General features: G+C 66.6%; 14 protein-coding genes and 6 tRNA genes. 14 read left to right on the plus strand and 6 right to left on the minus strand.

What is annotated here, in order from left to right:
• Positions 1-305: 305 nt before the first annotated feature.
• The 4 genes from ppk1 to ARC23_RS08965 form a co-directional block, all read right to left on the minus strand.
• Positions 306-2,393: a polyphosphate kinase 1 gene (ppk1, locus tag ARC23_RS08950; RefSeq protein ID WP_057496928.1), complete on the minus strand. Its 2,088-nt coding sequence runs from the start codon at positions 2,391-2,393 to the stop codon at positions 306-308.
• Positions 2,394-2,397: 4 nt separating this feature from the next.
• Entirely contained in the window at positions 2,398-3,729 is a 1,332-nt protein-coding gene (gene phoR, locus ARC23_RS08955; RefSeq protein WP_057496929.1) for a phosphate regulon sensor histidine kinase PhoR, read from the minus strand.
• Positions 3,730-3,835: 106 nt separating this feature from the next.
• A complete protein-coding gene (gene phoB, locus ARC23_RS08960) occupies positions 3,836-4,525 on the minus strand; it encodes a phosphate regulon transcriptional regulator PhoB (protein ID WP_005408258.1) in 690 nt (229 codons plus the stop codon).
• A gap of 116 nt (positions 4,526-4,641) precedes the next feature.
• Complete coding sequence (locus ARC23_RS08965) at positions 4,642-6,288, minus strand: M48 family metalloprotease (RefSeq protein ID WP_057496930.1); 1,647 nt, start codon at positions 6,286-6,288, stop codon at positions 4,642-4,644.
• Positions 6,289-6,430: 142 nt separating this feature from the next.
• Here ARC23_RS08965 and grxC point away from each other — a divergent pair, with 142 nt between their 5' ends.
• From grxC to ARC23_RS08990, 5 genes are all read left to right on the plus strand, one after another.
• A complete protein-coding gene (gene grxC, locus ARC23_RS08970) occupies positions 6,431-6,721 on the plus strand; it encodes a glutaredoxin 3 (RefSeq protein WP_004154541.1) in 291 nt (96 codons plus the stop codon).
• Positions 6,718-7,110, plus strand: a complete 393-nt coding sequence (locus ARC23_RS08975; RefSeq protein WP_004154542.1) for a carboxymuconolactone decarboxylase family protein — start codon at positions 6,718-6,720, stop codon at positions 7,108-7,110. The genes grxC and ARC23_RS08975 overlap by 4 nt, the downstream gene beginning before the upstream one ends.
• Positions 7,111-7,418: 308 nt before the next feature.
• Positions 7,419-8,423 (plus strand): isocitrate dehydrogenase, encoded by a 1,005-nt coding sequence (locus ARC23_RS08980; RefSeq protein WP_057496931.1) that lies wholly within the window; start codon positions 7,419-7,421, stop codon positions 8,421-8,423.
• A gap of 252 nt (positions 8,424-8,675) precedes the next feature.
• Complete coding sequence (locus ARC23_RS08985; protein WP_057496932.1) at positions 8,676-9,419, plus strand: cysteine hydrolase family protein; 744 nt, start codon at positions 8,676-8,678, stop codon at positions 9,417-9,419.
• 53 nt (positions 9,420-9,472) lie between these two features.
• The gene (locus tag ARC23_RS08990) at positions 9,473-10,381 is read left to right on the plus strand and encodes a LysR family transcriptional regulator (RefSeq protein ID WP_057496933.1); all 909 of its coding nucleotides are present in this window, start codon (positions 9,473-9,475) and stop codon (positions 10,379-10,381) included.
• Positions 10,382-10,449: 68 nt separating this feature from the next.
• Here ARC23_RS08990 and ARC23_RS08995 read toward each other — a convergent pair whose 3' ends face one another.
• Positions 10,450-11,070: a flavin reductase family protein gene (locus ARC23_RS08995; protein WP_012479264.1), complete on the minus strand. Its 621-nt coding sequence runs from the start codon at positions 11,068-11,070 to the stop codon at positions 10,450-10,452.
• Between the two features lie 89 nt (positions 11,071-11,159).
• The gene (locus ARC23_RS09000; RefSeq protein WP_057496934.1) at positions 11,160-11,918 is read right to left on the minus strand and encodes a Bax inhibitor-1/YccA family protein; all 759 of its coding nucleotides are present in this window, start codon (positions 11,916-11,918) and stop codon (positions 11,160-11,162) included.
• Positions 11,919-12,098: 180 nt separating this feature from the next.
• Between ARC23_RS09000 and ARC23_RS09005 the strand changes: the two genes are divergently transcribed.
• The 9 genes from ARC23_RS09005 to clpP all read left to right on the plus strand — a co-directional run bounded on the left by ARC23_RS09005 (position 12,099) and on the right by clpP (position 15,968).
• A tRNA-Pro gene (locus tag ARC23_RS09005) sits at positions 12,099-12,175 on the plus strand.
• A 39-nt stretch (positions 12,176-12,214) separates the two neighbouring features.
• Positions 12,215-12,291: transfer RNA gene (locus tag ARC23_RS09010), tRNA-Arg, on the plus strand.
• 173 nt (positions 12,292-12,464) lie between these two features.
• Positions 12,465-12,541: transfer RNA gene (locus ARC23_RS09015), tRNA-His, on the plus strand.
• A 79-nt stretch (positions 12,542-12,620) separates the two neighbouring features.
• Positions 12,621-12,696: transfer RNA gene (locus tag ARC23_RS09020), tRNA-Lys, on the plus strand.
• Positions 12,697-12,892: 196 nt separating this feature from the next.
• A tRNA-Lys gene (locus ARC23_RS09025) sits at positions 12,893-12,968 on the plus strand.
• Between the two features lie 220 nt (positions 12,969-13,188).
• A complete protein-coding gene (locus tag ARC23_RS09030; protein ID WP_057496935.1) occupies positions 13,189-13,557 on the plus strand; it encodes a hypothetical protein in 369 nt (122 codons plus the stop codon).
• Positions 13,558-13,694: 137 nt separating this feature from the next.
• Positions 13,695-13,779, plus strand: a tRNA-Leu gene (locus tag ARC23_RS09035).
• A gap of 190 nt (positions 13,780-13,969) precedes the next feature.
• A complete protein-coding gene (tig, locus tag ARC23_RS09040) occupies positions 13,970-15,265 on the plus strand; it encodes a trigger factor (RefSeq protein ID WP_057496936.1) in 1,296 nt (431 codons plus the stop codon).
• Between the two features lie 76 nt (positions 15,266-15,341).
• Entirely contained in the window at positions 15,342-15,968 is a 627-nt protein-coding gene (clpP, locus tag ARC23_RS09045; RefSeq protein WP_004146318.1) for an ATP-dependent Clp endopeptidase proteolytic subunit ClpP, read from the plus strand.
• The last annotated feature ends 91 nt before the right edge of the window (positions 15,969-16,059 follow it).

Below are 16,059 nucleotides of genomic sequence, written 5' to 3' on the forward strand. Positions count from 1 at the left end.
GTGTATGCGATGGGGGAAAATTTTAGCGGAAGGGGCGGTGGGCTGGCCCCCGCGGGGCCTTCACATTTTGGAAGAGGGGGTGGCGGCAGGGCCGCGCCCTCCCCCTGCCGAATCAACGGCAACGGCAACAGCAGGCTATCCGTGGGATGGCGGGGTGGGTCCGGTTGCGGGGGACGGCGCAAGTACGTCCATGGCGCTCACGCCCCCGCAACCGGACCCACCCCGCCTTCGACAGTTCTCTGTGATCTGCCGGACGGCGTTCTGCGCTGCTGTTGGTGGGTGCCGACCTTGGTCGGCACACCGGGTTAAAGGCCCTGCATCAATGCCATCTGCGCCGAATGCGGGGCCTCGTCATGGGCCGGGGCGCGCTTGTGGTACACGCCATCGGCATTGAGCTCCCACGCGTTGAGGTTGTCGTCCAGATAGTTCTGCAGCACCTCGCGGTACACCCGCTTGGCCAGTTCCGGATCGAGGATCGGGAAGCAGGTTTCGACCCGGCGCAGCAGGTTGCGTTCCAGCCAGTCGGCGCTGGCACAGTACATCTCCGGCGCGCCGTCATTGCCGAACCAGTACACGCGGCTGTGCTCGAGGAAGCGGCCGACGATCGAACGCACGCGGATGTTGTCCGACACGCCCGGCACGCCGGGGCGCAGGGTGCAGGCGCCGCGGATGATCAGGTCGATCTGTACGCCGGCCTGCGACGCGGCATACAGGGCGCGCACTACCTGTGGTTCGTTCAGTGCGTTCATCTTGGCGATGATCCGCGCCGGGCGGCCGGCGGTCGCGATGCGCGTCTCGCGCTCGATGCGGCCGAGGATGCCGGTGTGCAGCGTGAAGGGCGACTGCAGCAGGCGCTTGAGCTTCATTTTCGAGGCCAGCCCGGACAGCTGCTGGAACAGCAGGTGCACGTCGTTGCCGATATCCGCATCGGCGGTGATGAGACTGATGTCGGTGTACGCACGCGCGGTGCCGCTGTGGTAGTTGCCGGTGCCCAGGTGCACGTAGCGGCGCAGCTTGCGGCCCTCGCGGCGCACGATCAGCAGCATCTTGGCATGGGTCTTGTAGCCGACCACGCCGTACACCACCTGCACGCCGGCTTCCTGCAGGCGATCGGCCAGGCCCAGGTTGGCCTCTTCGTCGAAGCGTGCGCGCAACTCGACTACCACGGTCACGTCCTTGCCATTGCGCGCGGCCTGGATCAGCGCGTCGACAATCAGCGAATCCTTGCCGGTGCGGTACAGGGTCTGCTTGATCGCCAGCACGTTGGGATCGATCGCCGCCTGCCGGATCAGGTCCAGCACCGCGGTGAAGGCATCGAACGGGTGGTGCAGCAGCAGGTCCTGGCGCGCCGCCGTCTCGAAGATGCCGTCGCTGTCGCGCAGCGTGCGCGGGGTCATCGGCGGGTACTTCAGGTCCGGCTGCGCGATCAGGTCGTACAGCTGGATGATGCGGTTGAGGTTGACCGGGCCATCGATGCGGTACACCGCGTTCTCGGTCAGGCCGAAATTCTGCAGGAGGGTGCGCACGATCTCGCGCGGCATGTCGTGGGCGATCTCCAGGCGCACCGCCGGCCGGTAGCCGCGGTCGACCAGCTCGTCGCGCAGCGCCAGCGCCAGGTTTTCCACTTCCTCCTCGTCCACCACCAGCTCGGAGTTGCGGGTGACGCGGAACTGGTAGGCACCCTGGACTTCCATGCCCGGGAACAGCTCATCGACGAAGGTCGACAGCACCGAGGACAGGAACACGAAGTTCTGCGATCCGCCCAGCTTCTCCGGCAGCTGGATGATGCGCGGCAGCGAGCGCGGCGCACGCACGATGGCCAGGTGGCCGGCGCGGCCGAACGCGTCGGTGCCCTTCAGTACCACCACGATGTTCAGCGACTTGTTGAGGATCTTCGGGAACGGATGCACCGGGTCCAGGCCCAGTGGCGACAGCACCGGCATGATCTCGTTGCGGAAGTAGGCGCGCAGCCAACGCCTCTGGCGGTCGGTCCAGGAATGGCGGCCGAGCACGCCGATGCCGGCGTCCATCAGCGCCGGGCGCAGCGTTTCGTTCCAGCAGCGGTATTGCTGGTCCACCAGTTCGGCGGCTCGGTCATGGATGGCATTGAGGATGGCCTGCGGGCTCATGCCGTCCGGTGCCGGCGGCAGGCCGAACTCCTGCGCATGGCGCACGGCGGCGGCGCGGATTTCGAAGAACTCGTCGAGGTTGGTGCAGGAAATGCACATGAAGCGCAGGCGCTCCAGCAGCGGCACCTGCGGGTCCATCGCCTGCGCCAGCACGCGGAAGTTGAAATCCAGCTGCGACAGCTCGCGGTTGATGTACAGCGCCGGGTCGCGCAACGGATCGTTGTCCGGGCTCACGGGGAGGGGGAGGGATCCGAGGCTGCTCATGGCGTCATTCTTCGAGGGTGGTCAGGGGAGCGGACTCACGCGGGCGCACGTGGTCGGCATCGAAATGGCAGGAGAACACCGAGCCCTTGCCGACTTCGCTTTCAATCTCCAGCCGTGCATGGTGCAGACCGAGGATGTGCTTGACGATCGACAGGCCCAGGCCGGTACCGCCGCTCTCGCGCGAACGGCTGCTGGAAACACGGTAGAAGCGTTCGGTCAGGCGCGGCAGGTGGTTGGCCGGAATGCCATAGCCGGAGTCGCGCACCGCCAGCACCGCGCCGTCACCTTCGCGGCGGAACTCCACCGCGATGCGGCCGCCGGCCGGGGTGTAGCGCACGGCGTTGGTGACCAGGTTGGAGAAGGCGCTGTGCAGTTCCTTGGTCGAACCCTGCAGGTCGACACCGGCAAGATCGTCGATGCTGATCTGGTGGCGGCCCTGGCTGTGCGCTTCGGCCTCGCGGCGCAGCGTGGCCAGCATCGGCTGCATGGCCACGGTCTCCTCCTCGCTGTGTTCCTGCGATTCCAGCCGCGACAGGGTCAGCAGGTCTTCCACCAGCTGGGCCATGCGCTGGCTCTGCTTGCGCATTTCTTCCAGCATCGGTCCGGTTCCCGGGAAATCCTCCGGGTCCATCATGTCCAGGTAACCGTGCACCACGGTGAGCGGCGTGCGCAGCTCATGTGAAACGTTGGCCACGAAGTCACGGCGCACCTGTTCCAGGCGCAGCAGCTTGCTGACATCGCGCGCGATCAGCAGCCAGTAATCGGAGGAATAGGGAATCAGGCGCAGGTTGAGGCGGATCGCCGGATCGACCGGCGAGGGTACGTCCAGGATCGGCTCGGCATTGCGGCCGCCGGCCAGCCAATGCGCCAGCGGCATCGGCTGCAGGCGTTCGACCAGCGCTTCGCCGAGGTCGCCGGGGTGGTGAAGGCCGAGCAGGGCAGTGGCCGCTTCGTTGAACCACTGCACGCGCTGGCTGTTGCGGTCCAGCACCACCACCGCATCGGGCAGCGCGGCGGCAGCGGCGCGATAACTGCGCAGCATGTCCAGCAGGCGGCGCTTGCGTACGCGCATTTCCACCTGGTTGCGGTACAGCAGGCGGTCCAGTTCGTTCCAGACTCCGGTGCCTTCTTCGGCGGTGTCCCAGCGCTGGCGCGCGGTCAGCCGGCGCAGCACGCTGCGCAGGCGCCAGTAATGCCAGGCCAGCGTGGCCAGTGCTCCCAGCGCGATGCACAACCACAGGTGGCCCGTGAACCCCCCGACCAGTCCGGCGAACAGCAGTACCGCGGCAACGGTGGCCAGGGTCTTCAACCAGGCAGAGCGGATGTGGCGGGGCATTGCGATCTCGTCGTTGAGGTGCGGCGGTTCACTGGGATGAACCGAGGGTTATAGCAGAGTTGCCGGCACCGGCACCCGCGGGTGCGCGGCGCCGGCACGACGAGACTCAGGTGGCGGTGGAGAAGCGGTAACCGGCGCCGCGCACGGTCTGCACCATGTTTTCGGCGTTGAATGGTTCCAGCGTCTTGCGCAGGCGGCGGATGTGCACGTCGATGGTGCGCTCTTCCACGTACACGCTGCCGCCCCATACATGGTCCAGCAGCTGGGCGCGGGTATAGACGCGCTCGGGGTGGGTCATGAAGAAGTGCAGCAGGCGGTATTCGGTCGGGCCGATCGGCACCGGCTGGTCGTTGGCGAATACCCGATGGGCGGCGCCGTCGATGCGGATCGGGCCGACGGCCACGCTGCCGTCCTCGTCGTCTTCGCGGGCACGGCGCATGACCGCGCGGATGCGGGCCAGCAGTTCGCGTGCCGAGAACGGCTTGACCACGTAGTCGTCGACACCGGCTTCCAGGCCACCGACGCGGTCGTTTTCTTCGCCGCGGGCGGTCAGCATGATGATCGGTACTTCGCGGGTCAGCGTTTCCTTGCGCCAGCGGCGGGCCAGGTCCAGGCCGCTGGTGCCGGGCAGCATCCAGTCCAGCAGGATCAGGTCGGGGACGCGGTCGGCGATCGCAGTCTGGGCCTCACGGGCGTCGCCGGCGTGGACCGGTTCGTAATCGCCCTTGCGGAGGGCGAAGGCGACCATTTCACGGATCGCGGGCTCGTCGTCGACGATCAGGATGCGTTTCTGCACGAGGACACCGTAGGGCTCGGTTACTGGAGTGGTGCCAGTAGACTACGGTTTGATGACATGTTTGTGACTACCTCGCCGGAACCGGCCGCGATTGCCATCGGCCGGTCATCCGCGGCTCAGCGGCGGTCCAGATCCGGGTCCTGCACGCCCTGCCGGCGCAGTTCCAGCACGGTGGGGGTGATCGCCTCGATGCGCGCGTCCACCCGGGCGCGGCCGATGTAGTCCAGTGCCGGGTTGCGCTTGAGCGCCTGCAGCTGCATCAGCGCCTGCTCCGGGCGCCCGCTGAGGAAGGCTGCCTCGGCGTAGGCCTCGCTGGCCCGCACGCTGTCACCGGCCAGCTCGCTGGCACGGGCGTAGCGCTGCTGGAAGACCGGATCGTTACCACTTTGCGACAGCAACGGCCGCAGCATGGCCTGGGCACGCTTGCCGGCCTCGGGGTTGCCCTGCTCGTTGAGGATCCCGGCATAGGTCAGCGCCACCGGGCGGCTGTTGGGGTGCTCGCGCAGCAGCTGTTCGAACCGGCTGTTGGCCTGCGCGGCCTGGCCAGCCCGCGACTCGGCCTCGCCCAGGCCCAGGGCCAGCCACAGGTTGCCCGGATGGTCCTGCAACAGGCCGGCCAGCGTCTGCCGGGCCTGGCCGGCGCCGCTGCGGCCGCCGCGCATCACTGCCAGCGCCTGGCCGTAGCGCTGTGCGTCGTTGAGGCCGTTCTTCTGGCGCTTGGCCAGGTCGGCGTACTCACGCTCCAGCTCGGGGGTCGAGTCGGCGCTGAGCACGCGCAGGCGCTCACGTGCCCAGTCGAAGTCGCCGCTGGCGCCACGGCTGAGCTGCCCCATCGGGACGCGCAGCACACTGGCCGGCAGCAACGGGTTGTTGCCACGCAACAGGGGTTCGGCCAGGCTGGGGTCGGCCGGGTCCACCCGTTCCCTGCGCTCGCCGGTGGGCGTTGTGGTGGTCAGCAGCACCGTGTCCTTCTTCATCTGCTCGGCGCGGGCCTTGGCCTCGCTGATGCGGGTGATGTTGACCGGGTGGGTGCGCAGGAACTCGGGCACGCTGTAGCCGCCCTCGTTGCCACGCATGGCTGCCGACATCCGCTCGAAGAAGCCGGCCATCGCATCCACGTCGTAGCCGCTGCGCGACAGGGTGCGGATGCCCAGGCGGTCGGCCTCGGACTCATTGGAGCGGGTGTAGTTGATCTGCCGCTGCTGCATCAGGCCCATGCCCGAGCTGATCGCCGCCATGGTGGCGTTGCCCGACGAACTGCTGTTGCTGGCCTGGGCGGCCACCACCGCCGCCAGCATGCCCAGCAGGATCGGGATCTGGTCGCGCTGGGCACGTTCCACCCCGCGCAGCACGTGCTGCTGGGTGACGTGGGCGATTTCGTGGGAAAGCACCGCGGCCACCTCGTCCTCGCGCTCGGCGGTCAGCACCAGGCCTGCGTTGACCCCGATGTAGCCGCCCAGGGTGGCGAAGGCGTTGATCTGGCGGTCCTTCATCACGAAGAAGGTGTAAGGCTGGCGTGGCTGGTCGCTGTTGGAGCCGAGCCGGGTCCCCATGGTCTGCAGCCAGTCGTTGACCAGCGGATCATCCAGCAGGTAACCGTAGTTGCGCAGCTCGCGCAGCATCATCGCGCCGTACTCGGCCTGGCGCGCCGGGGTCAGCAGCTCGCCGGCCGAAGAGCCGATGTCGGGCAGCTTCTCCTGGGCCCGGGCCAGCGGCATGGCCAGGGCCAGGGTGACGGCGGTAGTCAGCAGCAGGGCTCGCAAGCAGAAGGTCCTCGGGCGGGGCGCACCCAGCGTGGCAGGGCGGGGGGCAACCATTCGTTAATCCACAGTGTTGCGGCCGTGGCGTGGAAATTCCAGCGCACCGGTACCATATGTAGACCGTCGATCCATCGTGGAGTTTCCCGTGACAGCCCAGACCGCCGGCGGTGCCCCCGCCATCACCATCTATTCCACCGCCGTCTGCCCGTACTGCGTGGCCGCCAAGAACTTCCTCAAGAGCAAGGGCCAGCAGTGGACCGAGGTCCGCATCGACCTGGACCCGGCCGAGCGCGAGAAGATGATGGCGCTGACCCGCCGCACCAGCGTGCCGCAGATCTTCGTCGGCGACGTCCATGTCGGCGGCTACGACGACATGATGGCCCTGCACCGTGAAGGCAAGCTCGAGCCGCTGCTGGCCGGGCAGGGCCAGGCATGAGCGCGGCCGACGACGGCAGCAAGGACCGCATCGCCGAGTTCACCGAGTTCCGCAAGCGCATGAACGAGCGCATCCTGGGCGAACCGAACCAGGTGGTGCGCCGCTTCTTCGCGCTGGACACGCAGACCTACCAGGCCGGCGCGCTGGACGTGAAGACCAAGGAGCTGTTGGGCCTGGTGGCCTCGATGGTGCTGCGCTGTGATGACTGCATCAGCTACCACGTGGCCCAGTGCAAGGACGCCGGGGTGACCCGCGAGGAGTTCTTCGAGACCTTCTCGGTGGGCCTGGTGGTGGGCGGCTCGATCGTGATCCCGCACCTGCGTCGCGCGGTCGACTTCCTCGACCAGCTCGAAGGCGGCGCGGCCGCGCCAGCCGCGCACGAGCACTGAGCCTGACGGGAACCGGCCCATTGCGGACCCCTGGTAGTGCCGGCCAGCGGCCGGCACTACCGCACCCGCAGGGGGCCTCCCCGCGATCCAGCAGCCCAGGAGCCCCCTTGTTGTTCAAGGGGGCGCGCCGACAGGCGCGGGGATAAGGTGGGATGCGCGGGCAATTCTGCCTGAGCCGGGGACTGGGACCATGGTCTATTTGGGACCTCGGCCCCGGCTCAGGCATAATTGCCGGTGAAACTTCCTTTGCGCCGGCGTTTCCGGGCACGTCCGGACGGCGTTTTTCCCCCTGTTCGGAACATCGATCAATGACGCAGAAAATTACGGTCATCCGCGGCGACGGCATTGGCCCGGAAATCATGGACGCCACCCTCTTCGTGCTCGACCAGCTCAATGCTGGCCTGGAGTATGAAGACGCCGACGCCGGCCTGGTGGCCCTGGAAAAGCACGGCGACCTGATGCCGGCGGTGACCCTGGAATCGATCGCGCGCAACAAGGTCGCGCTGAAGAGCCCGCTGACCACCCCGGTCGGTGGTGGCTTCACCTCGATCAATGTCAGCCTGCGCCGTCACTTCGACCTGTACGCCAACGTGCGTCCGGCCCACACCTTCCCGAACACCAAGTCGCGTTTCGACAACGTCGACCTGATCACTGTCCGTGAGAACACCGAAGGTGCCTACCTGGCCGAAGGCCAGGAAGTGTCGGCCGACGGCGAGACCGCCTTCTCCGGCACCCGCATCACCCGCAAGGGTTCCGAGCGCATCGTGCGCTACGCCTTCGAGCTGGCCCGCAGCGTCGGCCGCAAGAAGGTCACCGCGGTGCACAAGGCCAACATCATCAAGTCGACCTCGGGCCTGTTCCTGAACGTCGCCCGTGAAGTGGCCGCGCAGTACCCGGACATCGAGTTCCAGGAAATGATCGTCGACAACTGCTGCATGCAGCTGGTGATGCGTCCGGAACAGTTCGACGTGATCGTCACCACCAACCTGTTCGGCGACATCATCTCCGATCTGTGCGCCGGCCTGGTGGGCGGCCTGGGCCTGGCCCCGGGTGCCAACATCGGCAAGGACGCGGCGATCTTCGAAGCCGTGCACGGCACCGCGCCGGACATCGCCGGCCAGGGCAAGGCCAATCCGTGCGCGCTGCTGCTGGCAGCCGCGCAGATGCTGGACCATATCGGCCAGCCGGAAAACGCCGAGCGCCTGCGCAAGGCCATCGTGGCGACCATGGAAGCCAAGGACTCGCTGACCGGCGACCTGGGCGGCACCGGCACCACCATGAGCTTCGCCAAGGCCATCGCCAGCCGCCTGTAAGCGGCAGGTCGATCGCGGTTGGATCCACAGCGGGGCGCCTTCGGGCGCCCCGTTGCGTTTCTCCGCCGGTGTAGCGTCGAGCCATGCTCGACTGATCTTCGTGTCGGCAACCGCAGAAAGGCCGTCGAGCATGGCTCGACGCTACAGATGTGGCCTGTGCGAACTTCGCACAGATCATGTGCCTCTGTGGGGCTGGTTCGTGCGCCAGGCGCTCCGCATCCTGTGCTCCACACCCATCGCAGGAATCCGCACATGAACCTCACCACCTTCGGCCTGGCCAGCCTGATCGGCATGGCCGCCACCGCCCCGGTTGCCGCCGTTGATCCGGCCCATCCCACCATCCGCCAGATGGCCGGCGCGCCGGTCGCGACCTCGCTGGATGCAGCGAAGACCGCCGTGCTGGTGATCGACTTCCAGAACGAGTATTTCGATGCCAGCGCCGCACCGGGCTTTGCCGGTGGCCGCATGGTCATCCCCGACGGCGTGGCCGCACTGCGCCAGGCGAAGCGGGTGGTCGAATTCGCCGGCGCCAATGGCATCGGTGTGATCCACGTGCAGCATGTGCTGCCGGCCGGCGCGCCGCTGTTTGCGCAGGGCAGCGTCAATGCGGCCTTCCATCGCGACCTGCAGCCGCGCCAGGGCGAGACCGTGGTGCAGAAGGACAACGTCAGCGTGTTCGCCGGTGCGTCCGCCGCCGTGCTCGACCAGGTGCTGAAGAGCGCCGGCATCGACACGCTGATCGTCACCGGCCTGCAGACCCACGCCTGCGTGGCCGGTGCCGCGCGCGATGCGGCCGCCGCGCCGCGCGGCTATCGGGTGATCGTGGCCTCCGATGCCAGTGCCAGCCGTGACCTGGACCTGGCCGGCGGCCAGCGCATCAGCCATCGCGCGCTGCATGAAGCCTCTCTGGCCCAGATCGAGGACACCTTCGGCGATGTCATGACGACTGACGCGATCCTCGCACTGCCGGTGCGCAAGGCTGGCGACGGCGCTTGATAAGCTGGCGGGGCCCGCATGCCGTGGGCCCCGCCAGACGGAGCTGCCCGCCGATGGATCACTTCGCCGCCCTGCGTGCGCTGCGCGCCATCGTTGACGCGGGCAGTTTCACCGCGGCCGCTGAACGCCTGGGGACCACCCACTCGGCGATGTCCCGGCAGCTGCGCCAGTTGGAAGAACACCTGCAGGTGCGCCTGCTCGATCGCAACAGCCGTCGGCTGTCATTGACCGAGGCCGGGCGCGACTACTACCGCGAGGCGGCAACGCTGCTGGACCGCCTGCAGGAGGCCGACGACCGTGCCCGCGCCGGGCAGGCGCAACCCAGTGGCCGCGTACGGATCAGCGTGCCGCAGGTGGTGGCCAGCCAGGAGCTGCCGCACTGGCTGCCCTCGTTCCTGCAGCGCTACCCGCAGGTCACGCTGGACCTGTCGGCGGATGATCAGCTGGTCGATGTGGTGGGCGGTGGTTTCGACCTGGCCCTGCGCATTGCGGCTTCATTGCCGGACAGCCAGCTGGTCGCGCGCGAGCTGGCCAGCTGCCCGCGCATCCTGGTCGCGGCACCGGCCTACCTGGCTCGCCATGGCCTGCCGCGACAGGCAGCAGATCTCGAACAGCACACGCTGCTGGGTTTCAGTCCCACGCCGTCAATGCCGTCCTGGCAATTGCAGGGGCCGCGTGGCGCGAGCGTGAGCGTTGACGCCGGGCAGCGCCTGCGCGTGGATGCCACCCCCGCCCTGTATGCCGCCGCGCTGGCCGGAATGGGCATCAGCCTGTTCACCGCGTTGACCGTGCAGGAGGACCTGCGCGCCGGTCGTCTGATCCGCGTGCTGCCAGCCTGGCATGCCGGCCAGCGGCGCTATCTCGCGCTGTATCCGCATGCACGCGCGCTCGCCCCCAAGGTGCGCGCGCTGGTCGAGCACCTTGCGGCGCACTACGCTGCAGCGATGGGCGCGGCAGGGTAGTCGCGCAGCTGCAACCGAGGTGGTGATGGCGTCGGTGACTCTGCGGGTTGCCCCGCAAAGGGCTGGGATCAGGCTGGGCGGAACATGCGGAAGCGTTGTTCAGCACCGATGCGGAAGTAATCGGCCGGCCCGCCGCCGCGCAGGATCGGTGCCGCCGCCGCGGTGTCGTAGATGCCATCGACCAGCAACCGTGCATCGATATGCACCGCCACGACTTCGCCCAGCACCAGCCAACCGTGGGTGTCCTGTCCGGCGGCATCGCGCAGGCGCACGATCTGGGTGCAGCGGCATTCCATGCTCACCGGGCTCTGTGCCACACGCGGTGGCGCGACCTGCGTGGATGCCAGCGGGGTCAGGCCGGCGAGGGCGAACTCGTCGACATCCGGTGCAACCGCGCGGCAGCTTTCGTTCATGGCCTCGGCCAGGTCGAAGGTGGCCAGGTTCCAGACGAACTCTCCGGTGGCTTCGATGTTGCGCAGCGAGTCTTTGCGGCCCTGGCTGGAGAACCCGATGATCGGCGGGGTGTAGTTGAAGGCGTTGAAGAAGCTGTAGGGCGCCAGGTTCAACGTGCCGCCCGCGTCCTGGCTGGAAATCCAGCCGATCGGGCGCGGGCCGATGATGGCGTTGAACGGGTCATGCGGCAGGCGGTGGCCCTCCGCCGGGCGGTAGCTGTGGAAGGTGTCGGGCATGGGGGCAGGGGACGTGTGGGCCAGCTCGACTCTACAAAAAAGCCGCGACCCTTGCGGATCGCGGCCTGTCGTTTACGGCGTGGCTGGACTCAGCGCTGCTGGATCTTCGAGAGCAGGCGCAGGAATTCCACGTACAGCCAGACCAGGGTCACCATCAGGCCGAATGCGCCATACCACTCCATGTACTTCGGCGCACGCTGGGCCACGCCGGTTTCGATGAAGTCGAAGTCCAGCACCAGGTTCAGCGCGGCCACGATCACCACGAACAGGCTGAAAGCGATGCCCAGCCAGCTGGCGTCGTGGATCACCGGCACGTTGATGTTGAAGAAGCCCAGCACGAACGAGGCCAGGTAGAGCAGGGCGATACCGCCGGTGGCGGCGACCACGCCCATCTTGAAGTTCTCGGTGGCCTTGATCACGCCGCTGCGGTATGCGAACAGCAGGGCGGCCAGGGTGCCGAAGGTCAGCAACACCGCCTGGAACACGATGCCCGGGTACTTCATGTTGAACAGTGCAGACACGGCGCCCAGGAACAGGCCTTCAACCAGCGCGTACATCGGCGCGGTCACCGGCGACCATTCCTTCTTGAAGATGGTGATCAGTGCCAGCACCAGGCCACCGATCGCGCCACCGATGGCGTACAGGCTTGCGCTGCCGGAAATCTGGCCGTACTCGTCGACCGACTGGCTCCAGGCGAACGCTGCGGTCAGCACGGTCAGCAGCAGCAGGAGGCCGGTCTTGTTGGCGGTGCCGTTGAGGGTCATCACCTGGTCGGGGTGGGTCACCACCGAACCGCTGGCGAGATCAAGGAAGGTCGACTCGGAAAGAGCCGGGTTGCCGCTGCGCATGCGAGTTCTCCGTGCGAATGAAAGTCGGGACGGCCATCCGGCCGATGACTGCGAGCATAGCCGATGACCACGCATGGCGCCGTGGCAGGTTCATGACCGGTCTCGCCTGCGTTGACAGTTCGCGATGTGCTTGGCCACAATGAACGACTCCCCGGGCCCGCCCCGAGGGGATTGCAAGACCGGGGTATAGCGCAGTCTGGTAGCGCGCCTGCTTTGGGAGCAGGATGTCGGGGGTTCGAATCCCTCTACCCCGACCAATCCCACATCACGTCGGATTGGACACCGTTCCGGTTCGGGCGCCCGTAGCTCAACTGGATAGAGCACCGGCCTTCTAAGCCGGCGGTTACAGGTTCGATTCCTGTCGGGCGCGCCATCGGCGAGCACCGGGATCGCATCGGCGGATGTGAAGAAGTGCTTGCAAAAGGGTAAAGACTCCACCAGAATATCGGACTCGCTTCGGCGGACCGGAACTTCGGTGACAGTCTCCAGGCAAAGGTTTGAGGTTCCAGCGTCAGCGGTATCGGCGATGGAGTGAAAGTTTCAGTGGTGGCTGTAGCTCAGTTGGTTAGAGTACCGGATTGTGATTCCGGTGGTCGGGGGTTCGAATCCCCTCAGCCACCCCACTGATTCAACCGCATCGGCGCAGCCGAAACGGTATTGCAATAAACAGAAAGCACGCTACAATGTGCGTCTGAGTTTCACGGGCCGTTAGCTCAGTTGGTAGAGCAGTTGACTCTTAATCAATAGGTCCAAGGTTCGAATCCTTGACGGCCCACCAAGACGGAAGCCACCTGGTACGCCAGGTGGCTTTTTTCTTATTAGTGTGACCCTTTCGTTTCGATGGATCACAGGTTGCAGGGCCCCGCCTGGCGTGGATCTGCAACGCAGCGGGATCGCAGTGCTGGTTTCAACGATGTTGAAGAAAGTGCTTGCACCCTCCGAGCGGATCGGGTCATAATTCGCGCCCCGATTTCGGGCTGTTAGCTCAGTTGGTAGAGCAGTTGACTCTTAATCAATAGGTCCAAGGTTCGAATCCTTGACAGCCCACCAGACGAAAGCCACTTGGTTCGCCAAGTGGCTTTTTTCTTGCCTGTATGCCGGGTTGCGCTTCATCCACGCATGGCGTGGATCTACTGAAGCGATGCTGAAATCAGGGGCATACGCGTCATCAGTGTTTTCAATGCTGTGCGCTGCTTCTCAGCGCATCGCGTCCTGCATCGCACCCAATGGATCTTCCGCGCCGATGGCGCATGCACGAAGGAAGATGTTGATGGCTGGTATCAATCGATTGCACCGCACGCTGTGGGTTCCCTTCGCGCTGATGGCGCTGGCTGCCTGTGCGCCGGCCAATGATCCTGCGCAGACCGTCGAGCGCGATGCTGGCACGGAGAGCACTCCGGCGCGCCCGGTCGGTGACGCCCTGCAGATGCGGCCGGCTCAGCCTGCGGAAGGGGAGGTCCTGCCCGACGCGGTGGACGTGCAGCGCAATGCGGATGGTTCGGTGGATGTGCGCAAGGCCACGCCGGAGTCGGTGGCCCTGCGCCGTACCGACGACGGGGGCGTGGAGATCCGCAAGGTGGATCCTGCGGCCGGGCAGGGTGCCGATGCGGCGCCTGCCGAGGCCAGGCCGCAGCACTGAACCACCGCCGCCCCGGCTGAGCGGGCGCTCGCCGGGGCGGTCCCCGCGCGCCAGTCGCGCGGATGGCCATGTTCAGTTTTGTGCAGGCCTTCCGCTTCCTGCGCCCGCCTGCGACAATGAACGCCTGTGCCGGCCACGCGAAAGTGGCGGAATTGGTAGACGCCCTGGATTTAGGTTCCAGTGCCGCAAGGCGTGGGGGTTCGAGTCCCCCCTTTCGCACCAGTGCCGGCCTGTCCCCCGCCCTGATCGGGCCATCGACGCTCCCTTGGCCGGCACGCGCTGGCAGTGCACGCCGAATTGGGCGAAACTAAAGGGCTGCGGCAAGCAGGCGCGTCCCAGACGTCGTGTCCTTACAACCGTTTCATCCCAATCATCGAGCCGGGGGCCTGGGCCACCGGTGGCAGGAGTCAACATGCAAGCTTCGATCGAATCCACCGGCAACCTGGAACGCCGCCTGAGCTTCTCGCTGCCGGAAGACCGTCTGCAGAGCCACATCGCCGGCCGCCTGGGCGAAATCGCCCGTACCACCCGCATCAAGGGTTTCCGTCCGGGCAAGGTGCCGGCCAAGGTGATCGAGCAGCGCTTTGGCGCGCAGGTCCGTGGCGAGGCGCTGGACGGCCTGCTGCGCGAAACCTTCGACGCGGCCGTGCGTGAGCACGACCTGCGCATCGTCGGCAGCCCGCGCATCGACAAGGGCGACGAAGGCGAATTCTCCTTCGTGGCCACCGTGGAAGTGGTGCCGGATTTCGGCGACCTCGACGTCAGCAAGCTGACCGTGGTGCGCCACACCGCTGAAATCACCGATGCCGACATCGACCAGATGATCGAGAACCTGCAGAACCAGCGCCGTACCTGGGCCCCGGTCAGCCGTGGCGCGCAGGACGGCGACCTGGTGGCGGTGGAGACCTGGTCGCAGGCCGGCGAAGAGCGCCTGCCGGCCGAAGGCACCGAGAAGGGTTCGATCGTGCTCGGCCAGGGCATGATGTTCGACACCATCGAGAAGGGCCTGGTCGGCCTGGCCAAGGGCGAAGAGAAGACCCTGGACGTCGATTTCCCGGCTGACTGGCGCGTGCCGGTGCTGGCCGGCAAGACCGTGCAGGTCACCGTCAAGGTCGCTGAAGTGTCCGAGCCGGTCGTGCCGGCGGTGGACGAGGCCTTCATCAAGAGCTTCGGCGTGAAGGGTGGCGATGTGGAGCAGTTCCGCAGCGACATCCGCGCCAACCTGGAGCGCGAGCTGAAGGGCGCGCTGATGAACCGCCTGCGCCGCGAAGTGGGCGAGCAGCTGATTGCCGCCTATTCGTCGGTGGAAATGCCGCCGCGCCTGGTTGAGAACGAAGCCCGCGCCATGCTGGCCCAGCAGGTCGAGCAGATCCGCCGCAACGGCCAGAACGTCGGTGAGATCCCGGCCGACGCCCACGAAGGCTTCAAGGACGCGGCCGCCAAGCGCGTGCTGGTCGGCCTGGTGGTGGGTGAAGTGGCCCGCACCAATGACCTGCGCCTGGAACCCAAGCGCCTGAACGAAACGATGCGTCTGATCGCTTCGACCTACGAAGAGCCCGAACAGGTCATTGAGATGTACCGCAATGACCCCCAGCTGATGTCTGGCCTGCAGAACCGCGTGATGGAAGAGCAGGTGATCGACTGGATCGCCGAGCGTGCACAGCACACCGAAGAGAAGCTGTCGTTCCAGGACGCGATCCGCCAGTAAGCCCGGGCGGATCACCGCATCCCCCGCGCCGTTGCCGGCGCGGGGTTGTTTCCCCCAAAGACAGGTACCTCACGTAATGGACAACCGAACCAAAGCCCTGAACCTGGTTCCGATGGTGGTCGAGCAGACCAGCCGCGGCGAGCGTGCCTACGACATCTATTCGCGCCTGTTGAAGGAGCGCCTGATCTTCCTCGTGGGCCCGATCGACGATCACATGGCCAACGTGGTGGTGGCGCAGTTGCTGTTCCTGGAATCGGAAAACCCGGAAAAGGACATCAACATCTACATCAACTCGCCGGGTGGCGTGGTCACCGCCGGCATGGCGATCTACGACACCATGCAGTACATCAAGCCGAATGTGAGCACCACCTGCATCGGCCAGGCCGCCTCGATGGGCGCCCTGCTGCTGGCCGCGGGCGAAGCCGGCAAGCGCTATGCGCTGCCGAACTCGCGCGTGATGATCCACCAGCCGCTGGGCGGCTATCAGGGCCAGGCCACCGACATCGACATCCACGCGCGTGAGATCCTGACCCTGCGTTCGCGCCTGAACGAGGTGCTGGCCAAGCACACCGGCCAGTCGCTGGAGACGATCGCCCGCGATACCGAGCGCGACAACTTCAAGAGTGCCTTTGAAGCCCAGGCCTATGGCCTGGTCGACCAGGTGCTGGAGCGTCGTCCGGATGAGTCGATCCAGGCCGGCTGACCGGCCTTCACGGGGCCATGGAGGCCCCGTTCCTGCAGGGTCGGGCGGGACTGGTGTCCCCTCGGCCCTGTGCTATTCTCGAATCGAACCC

It is taken from the genome of Stenotrophomonas beteli (assembly GCF_001431665.1).
GTDB lineage: Bacteria > Pseudomonadota > Gammaproteobacteria > Xanthomonadales > Xanthomonadaceae > Stenotrophomonas > Stenotrophomonas beteli.